This window comes from Rudaea cellulosilytica DSM 22992 (genome assembly GCF_000378125.1).
Taxonomy (GTDB): Bacteria; Pseudomonadota; Gammaproteobacteria; order Xanthomonadales; family Rhodanobacteraceae; genus Rudaea; species Rudaea cellulosilytica.
The window spans coordinates 1,139,272-1,155,780 of the sequence record NZ_KB899241.1 but is presented as its reverse complement, the minus strand read 5'-3'; the positions used below and the strand labels follow the sequence as shown (position 1 = coordinate 1,155,780).

Below are 16,509 nucleotides of genomic sequence, written 5' to 3'. Positions count from 1 at the left end.
ATACACAGCAGTATGTGAGGATTCCGAGCAGACCGCGGGCGCGCGAAATGTCGAGCGCATAGTTTGAGACAGGTTCTAAGCGTATCAGGAACGCACGCAAACCCCTACGCTGCCGACGTTGGAAGCGCAGGATCGAATCGACGCGCCTCAACGCGGCGCTTGCTGGTTCTCGCCAACTCGCCTCAGCCGGCGAACGCCGCCAGCGTCGCGTTGAAAGTGGCGCTGGGCCGCATCACCGCGTGGGTCTTGCCCGCATCGGGCAGATAGTAGCCGCCGATGTCGGCCGGCTTGCCTTGTACGCTCGCGAGTTCGTCCACGATCTTCGTTTCGCCGGCGGCCAGGGCATCGGCCAGCGGCTTGAAACGCGCGGCGAGTTCGCTGTCCTCGGTCTGTGCGGCAAGTGCTTGAGCCCAGTACAGCGCGAGGTAGAAATGACTGCCGCGGTTGTCGAGTTGGCCGGTCTTGGGGCTGGGACCCTTGTTGTTGTCCAGCAGCTTGCCGGTGGCAGCGTCGAGCGCGCGGGCCAGCACCTTGGCCTTGGCGTTGTTGTTCTTGATGCCCATGTCCTCGAGGCTCACGGCCAGGGCCAGGAACTCACCGAGAGAATCCCAGCGCAGGTGATTTTCCTCGACCAGCTGCTGCACGTGCTTGGGCGCGGAACCGCCGGCACCAGTCTCGTACATGCCCCCGCCGGCCATCAGCGGCACGATCGAGAGCATCTTGGCCGAGGTACCCAGCTCCATGATCGGGAACAGGTCGGTCAGGTAGTCGCGCAGGATGTTGCCGGTGGCGCTGATCGTGTCCATCCCGCGGATGACGCGCTCCAACGTGTAACGCATCGCGCGCACTTGACTCATGATCTGAATGTCGAGCCCAGCAGTGTTGTGCTCGTGCAGGTACATCTTGACCTTGGTGATCAGCTGGGCCTCGTGCGGACGGTAAGCGTCCAGCCAGAACACCACGGGCATGCCCGAGTTGCGCGCGCGCGTGACCGCGAGCTTGACCCAATCGCGGATCGCGGCGTCCTTGACCTGGCACATGCGCCAGATGTCGCCTTGCTCGACGTCCTGGCTCATCAGCACCTCGCCAGTGGCGAGGTCGGTGATGTTGGCTACGCCGTCCTCGGGAACCTCAAAAGTTTTGTCGTGCGAACCGTATTCCTCGGCCTGCTGGGCCATGAGGCCGACGTTGGGCACGGTGCCCATCGTGCGCGGGTCGAACGCGCCATGCCATTTGCAGAAGTTGATCATCTCCTGGTAAATGCGGGCGAAGGTCGATTCGGGCATTACGGCCTTTACGTCCTTGAGGCGGCCGTCGGGGCCGTACATCTTGCCGCCGCTGCGGATCATCGCGGGCATCGAGGCATCGACGATGACGTCGTTGGGCGAGTGGAAATTGGTGATGCCCTTGGCCGAGTCCACCATCGCCAACTCGGGGCGGTGCTCGTGGCAGGCGTGCAGGTCGCGCTTGATCTCGTCCTGCGTGCTCTGCGGTAGCGTGGCGATCTTGTTGTACAGGTCGACCATGCCGTTGTTGACGTTGATACCCAGTTCGTCGAACAGCTTGCCGTGCTTGTCGAAGGCCTCGCGGTAAAAGATGCGCACGCAATGGCCGAACACGATCGGATGGGATACCTTCATCATCGTGGCTTTGACGTGCAGCGAGAACATCACGCCGGTCTTACGCGCGTCTTCGATCTCTTTTTCATAGAAGGCTAACAGAGCCTTCTTGCTCATGAACATCGAATCGATCACCTCGCGATCGAGCAGCGAGACCTTGGGCTTGAGCACGATGGTCTTGCCGCTCTTGGTGATCAGCTCCATCTTCACGTCGCGCGCGCGATCCAGCGTCATCGACTTTTCGCCGTGATAGAAGTCGCCGCCGTGCATGTGCGACACGTGCGAGCGCGAAGCCTGGCTCCACTCGTCCATGCGGTGCGGGTTCTTGCGCGCGTATTCCTTGACCGCCTTGGGCGCGCGCCGGTCGGAGTTGCCTTCGCGTAGCACCGGGTTCACCGCGCTGCCGGTGCATTTGTTGTAGCGCGCGCGGATCTCCTTGTCGGCGTCCGTGGTCGGGTTCTCGGGATAGTCGGGGATCTTGTAGCCCTTGTCCTGCAGTTCCTTGATCGCCGCCTTGAGCTGCGCCACCGAGGCGCTGATATTGGGCAACTTGATGATGTTGGCCTCGGGCTTGAGCGTGAGTTTGCCCAGCTCGGCCAGATTGTCGGGTACGCGCTGCGCCTCGCTCAGCGCCTCGGGAAACTGGCCAAGGATGCGGCTGGCCACCGAAATGTCACTGGTCGCCACTTCGATACCCGCCGGCTTCGCGAAAGTCTGGATGATCGGCAACAGCGAAGCCGTGGCCAGGCGCGGCGCTTCGTCAGTGAGGGTGTAGATGATTCTGGAGTTTGCGGCGGTCATGGGTTCTCTTGCGGGCTGTTTCGGCCGCCGCCGCTGATCAGCGGTCCCTTGGAGACGAGGAAGTCCCGAAGGCCTCGACGGTCGAATCGACAAATGGAAGAAAAAAGCGCGTAAGCGTAGCAAAAACCCGCGTTCGCCGCGCAGCGATACAGGCCGCACCCGGCTGTCGTTGCCTGCGCCTTGGCAAACAGCGCGGACCGTACGCGCAGAAAGACGGAAGCGGCGTTCTGGATCGTGCGTTTGCTTGGCTGGCGCACGATGTCGGGGCTCGATCACACCTTTTTGCACCAGAATCGTGCGCCCGAGCCAAGGAACGAAAGACCCATCTTATTGTTTCAGCTTTGTTTTTCCAGTTGGCATGTGACTTGCTGCTCTGCAACACAAGACCGCGAGGTGCAAGCATGAACGCCAAGGCGAAACAGAAGCTCGTGTTGATCGGCAACGGCATGGCCGGTGTGCGCACGCTGGAGGAATTGCTCAAGCTCGCACCCGACCTCTACGAGATCACCGTGTTCGGCGCCGAGCCGCATCCGAACTACAACCGCATTCTGCTGTCGCCCGTGCTTGCCGGCGAGCAGACCGTCGAGCAGATCGTGCTCAACGATTGGGATTGGTATCGCGATAACGGCATCACCCTGCATACCGGCAAGAAGATCGTGAAGATCGATCGCGTGCGCAGGCGCGTGATCGCCGAAGACGGCACCGAGGCGGCCTACGATCGTCTGTTGCTCGCGACCGGTTCGAACCCGTTCATGCTGCCGATTCCCGGCAAGGATCTCGACGGTGTGCTCGCCTACCGCGACATCGCCGATACGCATGCGATGATCGGCGCTGCGCAGAAGTACAAGCATGCCGTCGTGATCGGCGGAGGTTTGCTCGGGCTGGAAGCTGCGAATGGCTTGAGAGCGCGAGGTATGGACGTCACCGTCGTCCATGTGCTCGACGCGTTGATGGAACGCCAGCTCGATGCAAGCGCGGCCGCGCTGCTCAAGCTCTCGCTCGAACAGCGCGGACTGACGTTCGCAATGAACAAAAAGACGCAGGAACTGCTCAGCGACGAACACGGTCGCGTGCGCGCGGTGCGCTTCGCCGACGGCGAGGAGATTCCGGCCGAACTCGTCGTCATGGCGATCGGCATCCGCCCGAACACGGCGCTGGCCGAATCCGCCGGACTGCAGTGCAACCGCGGCATCCTCGTCTCCGACACGATGCAGACTTACGATCCGCGCGTTTACGCGGTCGGCGAATGCGCCGCGCACCGCGGCATCGCCTACGGCCTCGTCGCGCCGCTGTTCGAGCAGGCCAAAGTCTGCGCGAATCACTTGGCCGAGTTCGGTATCGGCATCTACTCGGGCTCGGTCACCTCGACCAAGCTCAAGGTCACCGGCATCGACCTGTTCTCTGCCGGCGACTTCAACGGCGGCGCCGACACCGAGGAAATCACTCTTGCCGATCCGATCGGCGGCGTTTACAAGAAACTTGTCATCCGCGACGACAAGCTCATCGGCGCCTGCCTCTACGGCGACACGACCGACGGCGCGTGGTACTTCAAGCTGCTGCGCGAAGGCCGCAAGATCGACGACATCCGCGACACGCTGATGTTCGGCGAGGCCAACCTCGGCGACGCCGGCCACGCCGGCGAAAACCGCGCGGTCGCGATGGCCGACGATGCCGAAGTCTGCGGCTGCAACGGTGTGTGCAAGGGCACGATCGTCAAGGCGATCAAGAACCAGGGCCTGTTCACGGTCGACGCCGTGCGCAAGCACACCAAGGCATCCAGTTCGTGCGGCTCGTGCACCGGTCTGGTCGAACAGATTCTTGCTTCGACGCTTGGCGGCGACTACTCGGCAACGCCCGCGAAAAAGCCGATCTGCGCTTGCACGAGCTACTCGCACGAGGAAGTGCGCGCCGCCATTCGAGAGAACAAGCTGACCAGCCTGATGGCGGCGATGGCGTTCATGGAATGGGCTACGCCGAACGGCTGCGCGACGTGTCGTCCCGCGCTCAACTACTACCTGATCTCGACCTGGCCGCACGCGGCAAAGGACGATCCGCAGGCGCGCTTCATCAACGAACGCGCGCACGCCAATATCCAGAAGGACGGCACCTATTCGGTGGTCCCGCGCATGTGGGGCGGCATCACCAACGCGAGCGAGCTGCGCCGCATCGCCGACGTCGTCGACAAATACCAGATTCCCACGGTCAAGGTCACCGGCGGCCAGCGCATCGATTTGCTCGGGGTGAAGAAGGAAGACCTGCAGAACGTCTGGCGCGACCTCGACATGCCCTCGGGCCATGCCTACGCGAAGGCGCTGCGCACGGTGAAGACCTGCGTCGGCTCCGAATGGTGCCGCTTCGGCACGCAGGATTCCACGCGCATGGGTATCGAGCTCGAGAAAGCGCTGTGGCGCATGTATGCACCGCACAAGGTCAAGCTGGCCGTGTCGGGCTGCCCGCGCAACTGCGCGGAGTCGGGCATCAAGGACGTCGGCGTGATCGGCGTCGACTCGGGCTGGGAGATCTACGTCGCCGGCAACGGCGGCATCAAGACCGACGTCGCCCAGTTTTTCTGCAAGCTGAAGACGCACGAAGAAGTGCTCGAATACGCGGGCGCGTTCCTGCAGCTCTATCGCGAGGAAGGTCACTACCTCGAACGCACCGTGCACTACGTCGGTCGCGTCGGCCTCGACTACTGCAAACGCCGCGTGCTCGACGACACCGAAGGCCGCCGCGCATTGTGGGCGAGACTGCAGGACGCGCTGCGCGACGAGGCCGATCCGTGGCACGAGCCGCAAAAGGCCGCGGTCGACCTGCGCCAGTTCGCGCCGATCAAGGCCGTGCTCGTCGAGGAATCGGCATGATCAAGAGAGATTGGCTGTACATCTGCCGCCTTGACGATATTCCGGTGTCCGGCGCACGCGTCGTGCGCATCGAGGGGCGGCCCGACATCGCGTTGTTCCGCACGCTCGACGATCGAGTATTCGCACTGCATGACCGCTGCCCGCACCGCGGCGGACCCCTGTCGCAGGGCATCGTCCACGGCGCGCGCGTGACCTGTCCGCTGCACGCCTGGGTGATCAACCTCGACAGCGGTCGTGCGGTCGAACCCGATGTCGGAGCTGCGACGTGTTTTCGTGTGCGCTGCGAGAACGGCGAGGTATTCCTGCACCGCGCCGACGCGCGCGGCACTACTGCCGTGGCCGAACGCGAAACCTGCGCGGTGGCATGAACGCCTCGCTGCAAGCCTCGCCCAAGCTTGCGGCGCGCACGACGCGGTCGACCTGCTGCTACTGCGGCGTGGGTTGCGGCGTGCTGATCGAAACGGCGCTCGACGACAACGGCATCGAGACGATCGTCGGCGTCCAAGGCGATCCCCAACACCCGGCCAACTTCGGCCGCCTGTGCAGCAAGGGCAGCACCCTGCACCTCACCGCGACGCTCGCGCTGCGTGAGCAGGCGCGTGCGCTGCATCCCGAGTTGCGCCGCGCACGCGCGGATGCGCGCACGCGCACAAGCTGGGACGAGGCGCTCGATCTCGTTGCGGAACGTTTCGCCGCGGTCGTACGTGAGCACGGCCCGGATGCGGTCGCGTTCTACATCTCCGGGCAATTGCTGACCGAGGACTACTACGTCTTCAACAAGCTCGCCAAGGGCCTGGTCGGCACGAACAACATCGACACGAACTCGCGCCTGTGCATGAGCTCGGCGGTCGCCGGCTACAAGCAGACGCTCGGCGCCGACGCGCCGCCGTGTTCTTACGAAGACCTCGATCATGCAAGCTGCGTGTTCATTGCCGGCGCCAATCCCGCGTTCGCGCACCCGATCCTGTTCCGCCGCCTCGAAGACGCGAAAGCGCGCAACCCGGACCTGCGCATCGTCGTCGTCGATCCGCGCCACACCGACAGCGCCGAAGGCGCCGATCTGCACCTGCGCCTGACACCCGGTAGCGATGTCGTGCTGTTTCTCGGCATGCTGCACGTGCTGATCGTCGCAGGCTTGACCGACGAGACCTACATCGCGGCGCACACCGAAGGCTTCGATGCGGCGCGCGAACTGGCGCTCGCATATCCACCCGAACGCGCCAGCGGAATCTGCGGCGTCCCGGTCGACGATCTTGTCACTGCCGCACGCTGGTTCGCCGAGGGGCCGACGCTGTCGCTGTATTGCCAGGGCTTGAATCAATCGACTTCGGGTACGGCGAAGAACGCCGCACTGATCCATCTGCATCTCGCCACCGCGCAGATCGGCAAGCCCGGCGCCGGCCCGTTCTCGCTGACCGGCCAACCGAACGCGATGGGCGGCCGCGAAGTCGGCGGCATGGCCAACCTGCTCAGCGCGCATCGCGATCTGGCGAATGCCGAGCATCGCGCCGAAGTCGCGCGACTCTGGGGCGTCGATGCCGTGCCCGCTACGCCCGGCAAGACCGCGGTGGAAATGTTCGACGCGATCGAACGCGGCGAAATCAAGGCGCTGTGGATCGCCTGCACGAATCCGGCGCAATCGCTGCCCGACCAGCGCGCGGTGCGCCGTGCACTCGAAAAGTGCGAGTTCGTCGTACTGCAGGAGGCCTACGCGCATACCGCCACGGCGCCGTATGCCGACGTGCTGCTACCGGCCTCGTCGTGGGGCGAGAAAGAAGGCACCGTGACGAATTCCGAACGCTGCATCTCGCGCGTGCGCGCGGCGATCGCGCCACCGGGCGAGGCGCGCGCGGACTGGCGCATCGCGCGCGACGTCGCGCAGCGACTCGAGGCGATCCTGCGTCCCGGCAAGACTCCCCTGTTCGACTACGCGACGCCGGAAAGCGTCTGGAACGAACACCGCGAAACGACGCGCGGCCGCGATCTCGACATCGGCGGACTCGACTACTCGATGCTCGAAGCACGGGGTCCGCAACAGTGGCCATTTCGCGTCGGCGACACGCTCGGCACTGCACGTTTGTATACAAATGGACATTTCGCCACCGCCAGCGGCCGCGCGCGCTTTGCCGCGATCGAAGTGCGCGCGCCGGCCGAGACGACCGATTGGCATTATCCCCTCACGCTGACCACGGGCCGCCTGCGCGACCATTGGCACGGCATGAGCCGCACCGGCACGCTGCCGCAGCTGTTCGGCCACGCGGGCGAGCCTGCGATCGAGATCAATCCGGCCGATGCACGGCGCCTCGGTGTCGCTGACGGCGACTTTGTCCACGTCACCTCGCGGCGTGCGAGCATCGTGTTGCCGGTACACACGAGCGCTGCCCAAGCTCCGGGACAAACCTTCGTCGCGATGCATTGGGGCGAGGAATTCGTCTCCGGACAGCCGACGACGTCCGTTGCACACGGCATCAACGCGTTGCTGCCGCGTGCGTTCGATCCGATCTCCAAGCAGCCCGAGCTGAAACACGCCGCGGTCGTCGTGCGCCGCGCTGACCTGCCTTGGCAATGGGTCGCCTGCGCAGAGTTCGCGCCAGAGTGCTGGTTTGTCGTGCAGACACGGCTGCGCCGCTACTTCGCGCGCTTTCCGTATGCGAGCTGCGTGCCGATCGGACGCGATCGGCCTGGGCTGATTTGGCGCGTCGCGGCACACGATGCGTGCTCGCCCGAGCTGAAGCAGGAAATCGAAACACTGTTTGGCCTCGGTGCCGGCGAGCCGGTGCTGAGCTACAGCGATCCGCGGCGCGCGAGTACGCGCCGGCTGCGCCTGACCGGCGACCGCCTCAAGGCGTTTTCGCTCGCGGGCGACGTCGCCGCGGCTGGCTGGCTGCGCGAATATCTTGAAGCCGGGGTCGCTATCTCCGCGCTCGGGCGCCTGCTGTTGTTGCCTTCGCGCACGCCGCCGAAGTCACTCGTATCGAAAGGCCGCATGGTATGCACCTGCATCGGCGTCCACGAGAACGACATCGTGGAGAAGGTACAAAAATCCACAAAATCCGGCGTCGATGCGCTGCTCGACGAACTCAAGACCCGCCTGCGCTGCGGGACCGGCTGCGGCTCGTGCGTGCCCGAACTGAAGCGCCTGATCGCGGCGAATGCCACGGCACAGGCGGTGCCGGCATGAGAGTGCTAGACCTGCCCAATCTGATCCACGAGCTCGGCCGCGGCGCACGTGGCGCGCGGCCGCTGTCGCGCGACGATTCGCGCGATCTGTTCGCGGCGATGCTCGACGGTGCGATTCCCGATCTCGAACTCGGCGGAATTCTCATCGCTTACCGCATCAAGGGCGAAACCGCCGACGAACTCGCCGGCATGCTCGATGCCTGTCAGGCGAATCTCGTGCGCATTGCAACACCGACCGCCGCGCACGCGACGCCGGTCGTGATCCCGAGCTACAACGGCGCGCGCAAGCTGCCGAACCTGACCCCGTTGCTTGCGCTCGCGCTCGCGCGGCGCGGCATTCCCGTTCTCGTTCACGGCGATGCCGCCGACGGTTGGGGCCGTGTCGCGACCGCCTCGGTGTTCGCCGCGCTTGGCATTCCCGCATGCAGCGACACGGCCGACATCGAACTCGGCTTGCAGGCGCGCGGCGTCGCATTTGCGCCGATCGAGGTGCTCTCGCCCGCACTCGCGCGCCTGATCGCGCTGCGCGACCGCCTCGGCGTGCGCGGTCCGGCGCACACGTTGGTCAAACTGATTCAGCCGTTTGCGCCGCCCGCGCTGCGCCTGGTCAATTACACGCATCCGCAATATCGCGACGAGATGACGCGTCTGTTCCTCGATGCGCGCATCGCCGGTGAGGCCGGCGTGCTGCTCGCGCGCGGCAGCGAAGGCGAGGCCGTGGCCGATTCGCGCCGTCAGGTCGCGATCGAATGGCTGCGCGACGGGAGGGCGACGACGCTGGTCGAGGCCGCGCCCGGTGATGGCGCGCTGCCCGAACTGCCAGCGTCGCGCGAGGCCGAGCCGACCGCGCGCTGGATCGAGCGTGCGCTCGCGGATGAGTCGTTGCTGCCGCCGCCGCTCGTGCGGCAGATCGACACGATCGTGGACATTTGCAAACCGAACAACAAAACGCGCGTGACATCGATCGCGCGCGGAGGTGCTGCCTAGCGCACGTCGCGACTTCGGCTCGGCCGCCTGCGCGAAGGCCGCAGGCCACGCGCGGTCACCGCCGCGCACCGCAGCCGTCGACTTCGCCGTGAGCGGGCAGCATCCGAAGGGACCGCCGCGTGCGGACGGATCCCGGCAAGGGGAGGGCAGAGCCGCGCTGTTCGCGGCGAGCCTTCGGAGCGTGTGATGAACGTACCAACTGCTTTTGCGCAAGGCGCGCGGAATAACATATTGGCCTCACTCAAAAGCGGCGACTGGCGCGCGCTGCTGGCGAGCTTTCTTTACTTCGACACCGGTTTCACCGTGTGGGTGATGTATGGCCCACTCGCGCCGGGCATCGCCAAGGACTATGCGCTCAACGACGCGCAGAAAGGCTTTCTCGTCGCCGTGCCGGTGCTGGCCGCGGCGATCCTGCGCGTGACCTTCGGCAACATGTATCAGGCCATCGACGGCAGGCGCCTCGCTCTGCTCGGCATCGCGCTGTCGGCGATTGCACCTGCGGTGCTGCTGCTGATGCCGGGTGCGCCGTCGCTTTCGCTACTGCTCCTGCTCGGCGTGCTGCTCGGCATGGGCGGTGCCAGCTTCGCGGTCGCGCTGCCGATGGCCGGCAGCAACTATCCGCGCGACGTGCAGGGCCTCGTGCTCGGTCTCGCCGCGGCGGGCAACATCGGCGCGGTGCTCGACGGCTTCCTGTTCCCGAGTCTGGCGGAACACTTCGGCTGGCAGCGGGCGACCGCGGCATCGCTGCCGCTGCTTGCGCTGACCGCGGCCGCGGTCGTCGCCTGGTCGCGGGACCGCGCGCCGAAGTCGGGCGACGCGCGCGCCGCCGTGTTCGCGTTCGCGGCCAGCCTCGTGTTCCTCGTCGTCCTCGTGCTCGCGGTCAATGCCGGCTTGTTCGGCCTCGGCGGCAAGACCGGCCTGATGCTGCTGCCGGTGCTCGGCTCGCTGCTCGCGATCGCGGTGCTGCCTTCGCGTTATCGCGCCGTGTTCGCCGAGCGCGACACCTGGGCGATGATGCTGATCTATTCGATCACGTTCGGCGGTTTCGTCGGCATGTCCTCCTACGTGGTGCTGCTGCTGACCAATCTGTATGGCATGAGCAAGATCGATGCGGGTTTGTGGATGGCAGCGCTCGCATTCACCGGTGCGATGGTGCGGCCGCTCGGCGGTGCGCTCGCCGACCGCGTCAGCGGCGTGCGCACACTCGGCGTGCTGTTGCCCGTTATCGCACTCGCCGACCTCGCCTTTGCGCTGTGGCAGCCGCCGCTGGCCGGCGGCATCGCGCTGCTATTCGTGCTCTATTTCTGCTTCGGCCTCGGCAACGGCGCAACGTTCCAGCTCGTGCCGCTGCGCTGGCCGGACAAGACTGGCACGATGGCCGGCATCATCGGCGCGGCCGGCGGCATCGGCGGTTTCTACCTGCCGGTCGTACTCGGCATCGCGCGCGATACGAGCGGCAACTACGGCTCGGGATTCCTGTTCCTCGCGACCGTCGCAGCGCTCGCCTGCGTCTCGCTGTTGCTATTGCGGGCGCCTTGGCTGGTGTGGGCGCAGCCGCGCGAAGAAACGGAAACCATGCTGGGCGAGCCGGTTGCGGTAGCGGAGTAAGCCCTGCCCGCCTTTTCCCCGTCCGCGGGGGAAAGGCGCGGGCTCAAGCGAAATACATTTGATTGCAGTACGGCGCGAACAGGCGCATGCTCCGCCGCGCAACAGCGATCCAGATCGTCGGTCGGGGGAACCATGGTCTTCAATTCGCTCACGTTCGTCGTGTTCTTCGCCTGCGTGCTGGTGTTGCACAACCTGCCGCTGTCCTGGACCACGAAAAAGGTCAACTTGCTGATCGCAAGTTACATCTTCTACGCCGCGTGGAATCCGCCGTTCATCGTCCTGCTCTGGGTATCGACCGTCGTCGACTGGTACGCGGCGCAGGGGCTCGTCAAGGCAAAGCGCGAGGCCGCGCGTCACGCCTGGATGCTGCTCTCGGTCGTCGCCAACCTCGGCATGCTGGCCTACTTCAAGTACGGCCAGTTCATGCTCGACAACTTCACCGCTCTGATGACCGCGATGGGCTGGGCCTACCACCCCGCCAAGTACGACATCGTGCTGCCGGTCGGCATCTCGTTCTATACGTTCGCGACGATGTCCTACACGCTCGATGTCTATCTGCGCCGTGCGGCGCCGGCGCGCAACCTGCTCGACTACGCGCTGTTCGTGACCTTCTTCCCGCATCTCGTCGCGGGGCCGATCATGCGCCCGACCGAACTCGTGCCGCAGTTCGAGCAGCCGCGGCGCGCGACCGGAGCACAGCTGCGCTTCGGGCTCGCACTGATGACGCTCGGTCTGTTCAACAAGATCGTGCTCGCCGATAGCTTCCTGTCCGACATCGCGGAACGCGTCTACGACGCCGACAAGATCCCCGGCGCACTCGACGCGTGGGCGGCGACGCTCGCGTTCAGCGGCCAGATCTTCTGCGACTTCGCCGGCTACTCGACGACCGCGATCGGCGCCGCGCTGTGCCTCGGCTTCGCGATGCCCGACAACTTCCGCTTCCCGTACGCGGCGGTCGGCTTCTCGGATTTCTGGCGGCGCTGGCACATCACGCTGTCGTCGTGGCTGCGCGACTATCTCTACATCCCGCTCGGCGGCAACCGCCACGGCGTCGCACGCACCTACGTCGCGCTGATGCTGACGATGCTGCTCGGCGGCCTCTGGCACGGCGCGAACTGGACCTTCGTCGCCTGGGGCGGACTGCACGGCCTGTATCTCGCGGTTGAGCGCTTCCTGCGCGGGCGTTTCGGCGGCTATCGCCCAGGGCCGCTCGCATTCGTCTGCCTCGGCCTGCTCACCTACATGCTGGTCAACCTTACCTGGGTGTTCTTCCGCGCGAAGACATTCGGCAAGGCGTGGCTCGTGCTCGGCGGCATGTTCGGCCAGCATGCGGACGCGCGTCCGATCCTTTCGTATTTCTCGTTGATCGCGGCGGCCGCGATCGTCGGCGCGATCGTGTCCACGCACTGGTTCATGCGCGGGCGCACGCTCGAATCAGTCGTGGCACGCACCCATCCGGCTGCGCTGTGCGCGGCATGGGCGCTGATGGCATTCGCGATCGTCATTGCTCAGGGAGAAGGCAGTGCATTCATCTACTTCCAGTTCTGATCTTCCCGATCCGGCATTGCGCCGTGTCAGCAGCTCGGGCGCCGAGCGGCTGACCGCGTCTGACCGTCCCGGCGTCGCGCAGCCGGTGCCTGAGCGCGACATACCCGAACGGCCGTGGGGGCCGATCTTCGTCGCTACGTTGGTGCTGTTCGTTCTGCTGGTAGCGGGCTGGGAGTTCTACTGGCGCGCGTTCGGCGCGACGCCCGGCTACTACAACAGCAACGCCGAATGGGCGCAGCAGCGCCGCCGCATCGATACGGGCGAAGGCGGCAAGACCGTGCTCGAGGGATCCTCGCGCGTGCTGTTCGACGTGCAGTTGCCGGTCTGGGAGAAACTTGCCGGTGAGCGGCCGATCCAGCTCGCGATCGAAGGCACCTCCGGTGTGATCGTCCTGGAGGATCTCGCAGCTGACCCGAATTTCACCGGGCGCGTGCTCGCGGGCGTCGCCTCCGACCTGTTTTTCACGGGCTTCGCCTATCGTGGCGAAGTCGTACCGTTCTATCACAAGGAGACGCCGTCGCAGCGCATGGGCAACTGGCTGTCGCGCATGTTCGTCGAACCGTGGTTCGCGTTCTACGATTTCGATTTCGCGCTCGCGGCGGTGGTCAAGCGCCAGGCTTGGCCGCGCCGCCCGGGCATCCCGGCGATCGATCCGGTGCGCAAGCTGATGGAGCAGGGGGCCGACCGAAACACCCACATCTGGAGTAAGGTTGAGACCGACGCGGCCTACCGCGAGATCGCGCGCGGCATCTGGACGCAACGTCTCAATGCGCCGCCGCCACCGAACGTCGACACGCCGGAGAAACTGCAGAAGGTGATCGACGCGCAGATCCAGCGCGCGGTCGATGCGGTGGCGAAACTGCGTGCGCGCGGGGTGCAGGTGCTGTTCGTACGCCCGCCGACGAGCGGACCGTACCTCGAATTCGACAACAAAGTGTTCCCGCGCGCGAAGACCTGGGACGTGCTGCTTGCGCGTACCGGTGCGCCGGGCATCCATTTCCAGGACTACCCCGAGCTCAATCAGGCCTGGAACCTGCCGGAATGGTCGCACCTGTCGCTGGCCGACTCGGAGCGCTTCACCGCCGCGCTGTACACGATCATCGAACGCGACTTCTGGCCGAAAGACGACAAGCGCGCGGCCGCGCGCTAGATCGTTCCGCCCGACTATTTGTCGACGGGTGTCGCGGCGAACCAATGGTTCTGCGCCGCCAACGCGGCGACCGCGCCGAGAATCAACAGCGCCGGCGCGTGCACGTCGTGCGCCTGCACACGCTCGACGAGCTCGGCGAGCGTGCCGAGCACGACGCGTTGCTCGGGCCGCGTGCCGTTCTCGACGATCGCGAATGGTGTATCGGCGAGCCAGCCATCGGCGAACAGGCGGTCGCGCAACGGTGCGGCTTCGGCCACGCCCATATAGATCGCAAGCGTTTCGCCGGCGGCGGTCAAGGCATCGCCATCGCTCTCGCTGCGTCGCCGATGCGCAGTAGCGAAGCGCACGCTTTGCGCGTAGTCGCGATGGGTGAGCGGAATGCCGGCGTAAGCGGCGCAGGCGATCGCCGCGGTGATGCCCGGCACGATCGAATAGCGAATTCCATGTTCGCGCAGGAATTCGATTTCCTCGCCACCGCGGCCAAAGATGAAAGCATCGCCGCCTTTGACGCGTACGACGCGCTTGCCCTTGCGCGCCTCGGCGAGCATCAGCTCGTTGATCTGCGCCTGCGGCGTGTGGTGCTTGCCGACGATTTTGCCGACATCGATGCGTTCGGCATCGCGGCGGGCGAGGTCGAGCACGTCGGGGCTGACCAGGCGATCGTGCAGGATTACATCGGCTTCGTTGAGCGCACGCAGCGCATTGAGCGTGACCAGGCCCGGATCGCCAGGCCCCGCGCCGACCAGCGTGACCGAACCGTTCTCGGGTAGCGGATGCAGATCGGAATCCGGAATCTGCGATTCGCCGCTAGAGGATGAGGATCCGGCCAATTCGGCGTCGAGGGCGGCGTTCGCCTCGTCGAAGCGCCGCGCCGCAGCGAGCCGCATGACCGGCCCGCGCAGCAAGGTTTCGTAGAAGCGCCGCCGTGCGGGCAGGCTGGCGTAGCGCTCGCGGATGCGCGCCCGTGCGCGTTCGAGCAGTCCGGCGAGCGTGCCCCAGCTGTGGTCGAACAGGGTTTCGATGCGCTCGCGCGCGAGGCGCGCGAGCATCGGCGCGGCGCCGCCGGTGGAGACCGCGATCATCAGCGGCGAACGGTCGACGATCGACGGCACCTGGAACGTGCACAGGGACGGATCGTCGACCACGTTGACGAAGATGCGCCGCGCATTTGCTGCCGCGGCAACGCGCGCATTCAACCTGCGATCGTCGGTGGCGGCAACGGCAAGCCAGCAGCCGTCGAGCTGTTGTTCATCGAATGCTTCGGCGCAATGCCGCGCTTTGCCGGCAGCGATCCATTTGCCGAACAGCGCCGTCACATCGGCCGCGACGACGTCCAGCTGCGCGCCCGCGCTCAGCAGCAAAGCTGCCTTGCGCTCGGCGACGACGCCGCCGCCGACGATCAAGGCGCGGCGGCCGGCGAGATTGGCGAAGATCGGAAATAGGTTCATCGGCGTTCGAACGGTTCGTCGAACGCCGATTTTGCCACGGACCGCGGGCGTTGGACCTCAGCGCGTGCCGCCCGAGGCGATCAGTTTCTCGCCGGTCAGCCAGGCTGAGTCTGGGGAGGCGAGAAAGACCGCGATGGTAGCGATGTCTTCGGGTTGGCCGAGGCGGCCGAGCGGGGTCTGCGCGACCATCTGCTTCTCGAAGTCGCTGCCGATGATGCCCGCCGCGTGCGTGCCCTCGGTCTCCACGCCACCCGGATTGATCGAATTGACGCGGATCTTCTTCGGCGCCAATTCCTTCGACAGTACATGAGTGATCGTATCGACCGCGCCCTTCGTCGCCGCGTAGACCGACGAGCCGGGCAGGCCGAGCTGGCTGGCGACCGAACTGATGTTGATGACGTTGCCGCCCTCGGGGCCGAAGTGCTTGGCCGCCTCGCGCGTGGCCTGCAGCAAGCCGAGCACATTGGTGTTGAACTGGCGGTGGAACAACTCCTCGGTCACCTCCTCGAGCGGCGCGAACTGGTAGACGCCCGCGTTGTTCACGAGGATGTCGAGCTTGGCGTAGGCCTTTTTCGTTTCCGCGAACAGCCGCTCGACGTCAGCCGCCTTGGCAACGTCGCCCTGCACCGCGACCGCCTTGCCGCCGGCCCGGGTGATTTCCGCGACGACGCGGTCGGCGCCCTCGCGACTCGATGCGTAATTGACCACGACCGCGGCGCCAGCCGCGGCCAGACCCTTGGCGATGCCGGCACCGATACCCTTGGATGCGCCCGTCACCACTGCCACTTTGCCCTGCAACTTGCTCATATGCTTATCCCGTTGGAAGAATATCAATTAGATGATTATCTAATCGTCTAAGTGATAAGGGGTGCGCGGCACACCGTTTCAAGGGATTCAAAAATGAATTTTTGGAGAGAAACCGGCGAACGGTTCAGATCGCCGCGAGCCGAGCCAGATAGGCGGCCAGAACGTCGCGGCGCAGGCTCAGGCGGACGAACTTGCCCTCGCGCGCGAGTTCGACCAGGCCGGCCGTCTCCAGCTCCTTGATGTGATGCGAGATCGTCGCCGCACTGACTTGATGCGTGTCCTGCAGCGCGCTGCACGGCATCGACGAATCGCAGCTACCGATCTGCTTGAGGATCTCGACGCGACGCGGTTCGGCCAGCGCGCGCGCGATGCGCTCGAACTGGCGGTCGTCGAGTTTGATTTTTGTCGCAGCCATGCGCCTAGGATGGGTGCGCGGCGAAGGCTATGCAAGCCGCCGGCCTCGGCGTTCTTCACGCGCAAACGCAAACGGCCCGGAACGC

11 protein-coding genes are annotated in these 16,509 nt (G+C 65.5%); 7 read left to right on the top strand and 4 right to left on the bottom strand.

Annotated features, from left to right (window positions below; translation table 11 throughout):
* Positions 1 to 182 precede the first annotated feature (182 nt).
* A complete protein-coding gene (locus F455_RS0105140; protein WP_018972206.1) occupies positions 183 to 2,420 on the bottom strand; it encodes an NADP-dependent isocitrate dehydrogenase in 2,238 nt (745 codons plus the stop codon).
* 401 nt (positions 2,421 to 2,821) lie between these two features.
* Between F455_RS0105140 and nirB the strand changes: the two genes are divergently transcribed.
* The 7 genes from nirB to F455_RS0105105 all read left to right on the top strand — a co-directional run bounded on the left by nirB (position 2,822) and on the right by F455_RS0105105 (position 13,754).
* The gene (gene nirB / locus F455_RS0105135) at positions 2,822 to 5,281 is read left to right on the top strand and encodes a nitrite reductase large subunit NirB (RefSeq protein ID WP_018972205.1); all 2,460 of its coding nucleotides are present in this window, start codon (positions 2,822 to 2,824) and stop codon (positions 5,279 to 5,281) included.
* Positions 5,278 to 5,649: a nitrite reductase small subunit NirD gene (gene nirD, locus F455_RS0105130; protein WP_018972204.1), complete on the top strand. Its 372-nt coding sequence runs from the start codon at positions 5,278 to 5,280 to the stop codon at positions 5,647 to 5,649. The genes nirB and nirD overlap by 4 nt, the downstream gene beginning before the upstream one ends.
* Entirely contained in the window at positions 5,646 to 8,462 is a 2,817-nt protein-coding gene (locus tag F455_RS0105125; RefSeq protein ID WP_018972203.1) for a nitrate reductase, read from the top strand. The genes nirD and F455_RS0105125 overlap by 4 nt, the downstream gene beginning before the upstream one ends.
* Positions 8,459 to 9,448: a DNA-binding protein YbiB gene (gene ybiB / locus F455_RS0105120; protein WP_018972202.1), complete on the top strand. Its 990-nt coding sequence runs from the start codon at positions 8,459 to 8,461 to the stop codon at positions 9,446 to 9,448. Before F455_RS0105125 ends, ybiB begins: the two co-directional genes overlap by 4 nt.
* Positions 9,449 to 9,679: 231 nt before the next feature.
* Positions 9,680 to 11,056, top strand: coding sequence for an MFS transporter (locus tag F455_RS0105115; protein WP_018972201.1), 1,377 nt, complete (start codon positions 9,680 to 9,682; stop codon positions 11,054 to 11,056).
* 132 nt (positions 11,057 to 11,188) lie between these two features.
* The gene (locus F455_RS0105110; RefSeq protein ID WP_018972200.1) at positions 11,189 to 12,604 is read left to right on the top strand and encodes an MBOAT family O-acyltransferase; all 1,416 of its coding nucleotides are present in this window, start codon (positions 11,189 to 11,191) and stop codon (positions 12,602 to 12,604) included.
* Entirely contained in the window at positions 12,579 to 13,754 is a 1,176-nt protein-coding gene (locus F455_RS0105105; protein WP_211212285.1) for a hypothetical protein, read from the top strand. The genes F455_RS0105110 and F455_RS0105105 overlap by 26 nt, the downstream gene beginning before the upstream one ends.
* A 14-nt stretch (positions 13,755 to 13,768) precedes the next feature.
* Here the strand turns inward: F455_RS0105105 and cysG are convergent, their stop codons facing one another.
* From cysG to F455_RS0105090, 3 genes are all read right to left on the bottom strand, one after another.
* Positions 13,769 to 15,202, bottom strand: coding sequence for a siroheme synthase CysG (cysG, locus tag F455_RS0105100; RefSeq protein ID WP_018972198.1), 1,434 nt, complete (start codon positions 15,200 to 15,202; stop codon positions 13,769 to 13,771).
* A gap of 57 nt (positions 15,203 to 15,259) precedes the next feature.
* On the bottom strand, positions 15,260 to 16,009 hold the full coding sequence (locus F455_RS0105095; protein ID WP_018972197.1) for a glucose 1-dehydrogenase: 750 nt from the start codon (positions 16,007 to 16,009) through the stop codon (positions 15,260 to 15,262).
* A gap of 124 nt (positions 16,010 to 16,133) precedes the next feature.
* Positions 16,134 to 16,424, bottom strand: coding sequence for an ArsR/SmtB family transcription factor (locus tag F455_RS0105090; RefSeq protein ID WP_018972196.1), 291 nt, complete (start codon positions 16,422 to 16,424; stop codon positions 16,134 to 16,136).
* Between the last annotated feature and the right edge of the window lie 85 nt (positions 16,425 to 16,509).

What these genes read in the sequence shown, in the direction of transcription:
- cysG (WP_018972198.1), bottom strand. Translation starts at nt 15,202, where the DNA reads ATGAACCTATTTCCGATCTTCGCCAATCTCGCCGGCCGCCGCGCCTTG.
- F455_RS0105095 (WP_018972197.1), bottom strand. Translation starts at nt 16,009, where the DNA reads ATGAGCAAGTTGCAGGGCAAAGTGGCAGTGGTGACGGGCGCATCCAAG.
- F455_RS0105140 (WP_018972206.1), bottom strand. Translation starts at nt 2,420, where the DNA reads ATGACCGCCGCAAACTCCAGAATCATCTACACCCTCACTGACGAAGCG.
- F455_RS0105090 (WP_018972196.1), bottom strand. Translation starts at nt 16,424, where the DNA reads ATGGCTGCGACAAAAATCAAACTCGACGACCGCCAGTTCGAGCGCATC.
- F455_RS0105110 (WP_018972200.1), top strand. Translation starts at nt 11,189, where the DNA reads ATGGTCTTCAATTCGCTCACGTTCGTCGTGTTCTTCGCCTGCGTGCTG.
- F455_RS0105125 (WP_018972203.1), top strand. Translation starts at nt 5,646, where the DNA reads ATGAACGCCTCGCTGCAAGCCTCGCCCAAGCTTGCGGCGCGCACGACG.
- nirB (WP_018972205.1), top strand. Translation starts at nt 2,822, where the DNA reads ATGAACGCCAAGGCGAAACAGAAGCTCGTGTTGATCGGCAACGGCATG.
- ybiB (WP_018972202.1), top strand. Translation starts at nt 8,459, where the DNA reads ATGAGAGTGCTAGACCTGCCCAATCTGATCCACGAGCTCGGCCGCGGC.
- nirD (WP_018972204.1), top strand. Translation starts at nt 5,278, where the DNA reads ATGATCAAGAGAGATTGGCTGTACATCTGCCGCCTTGACGATATTCCG.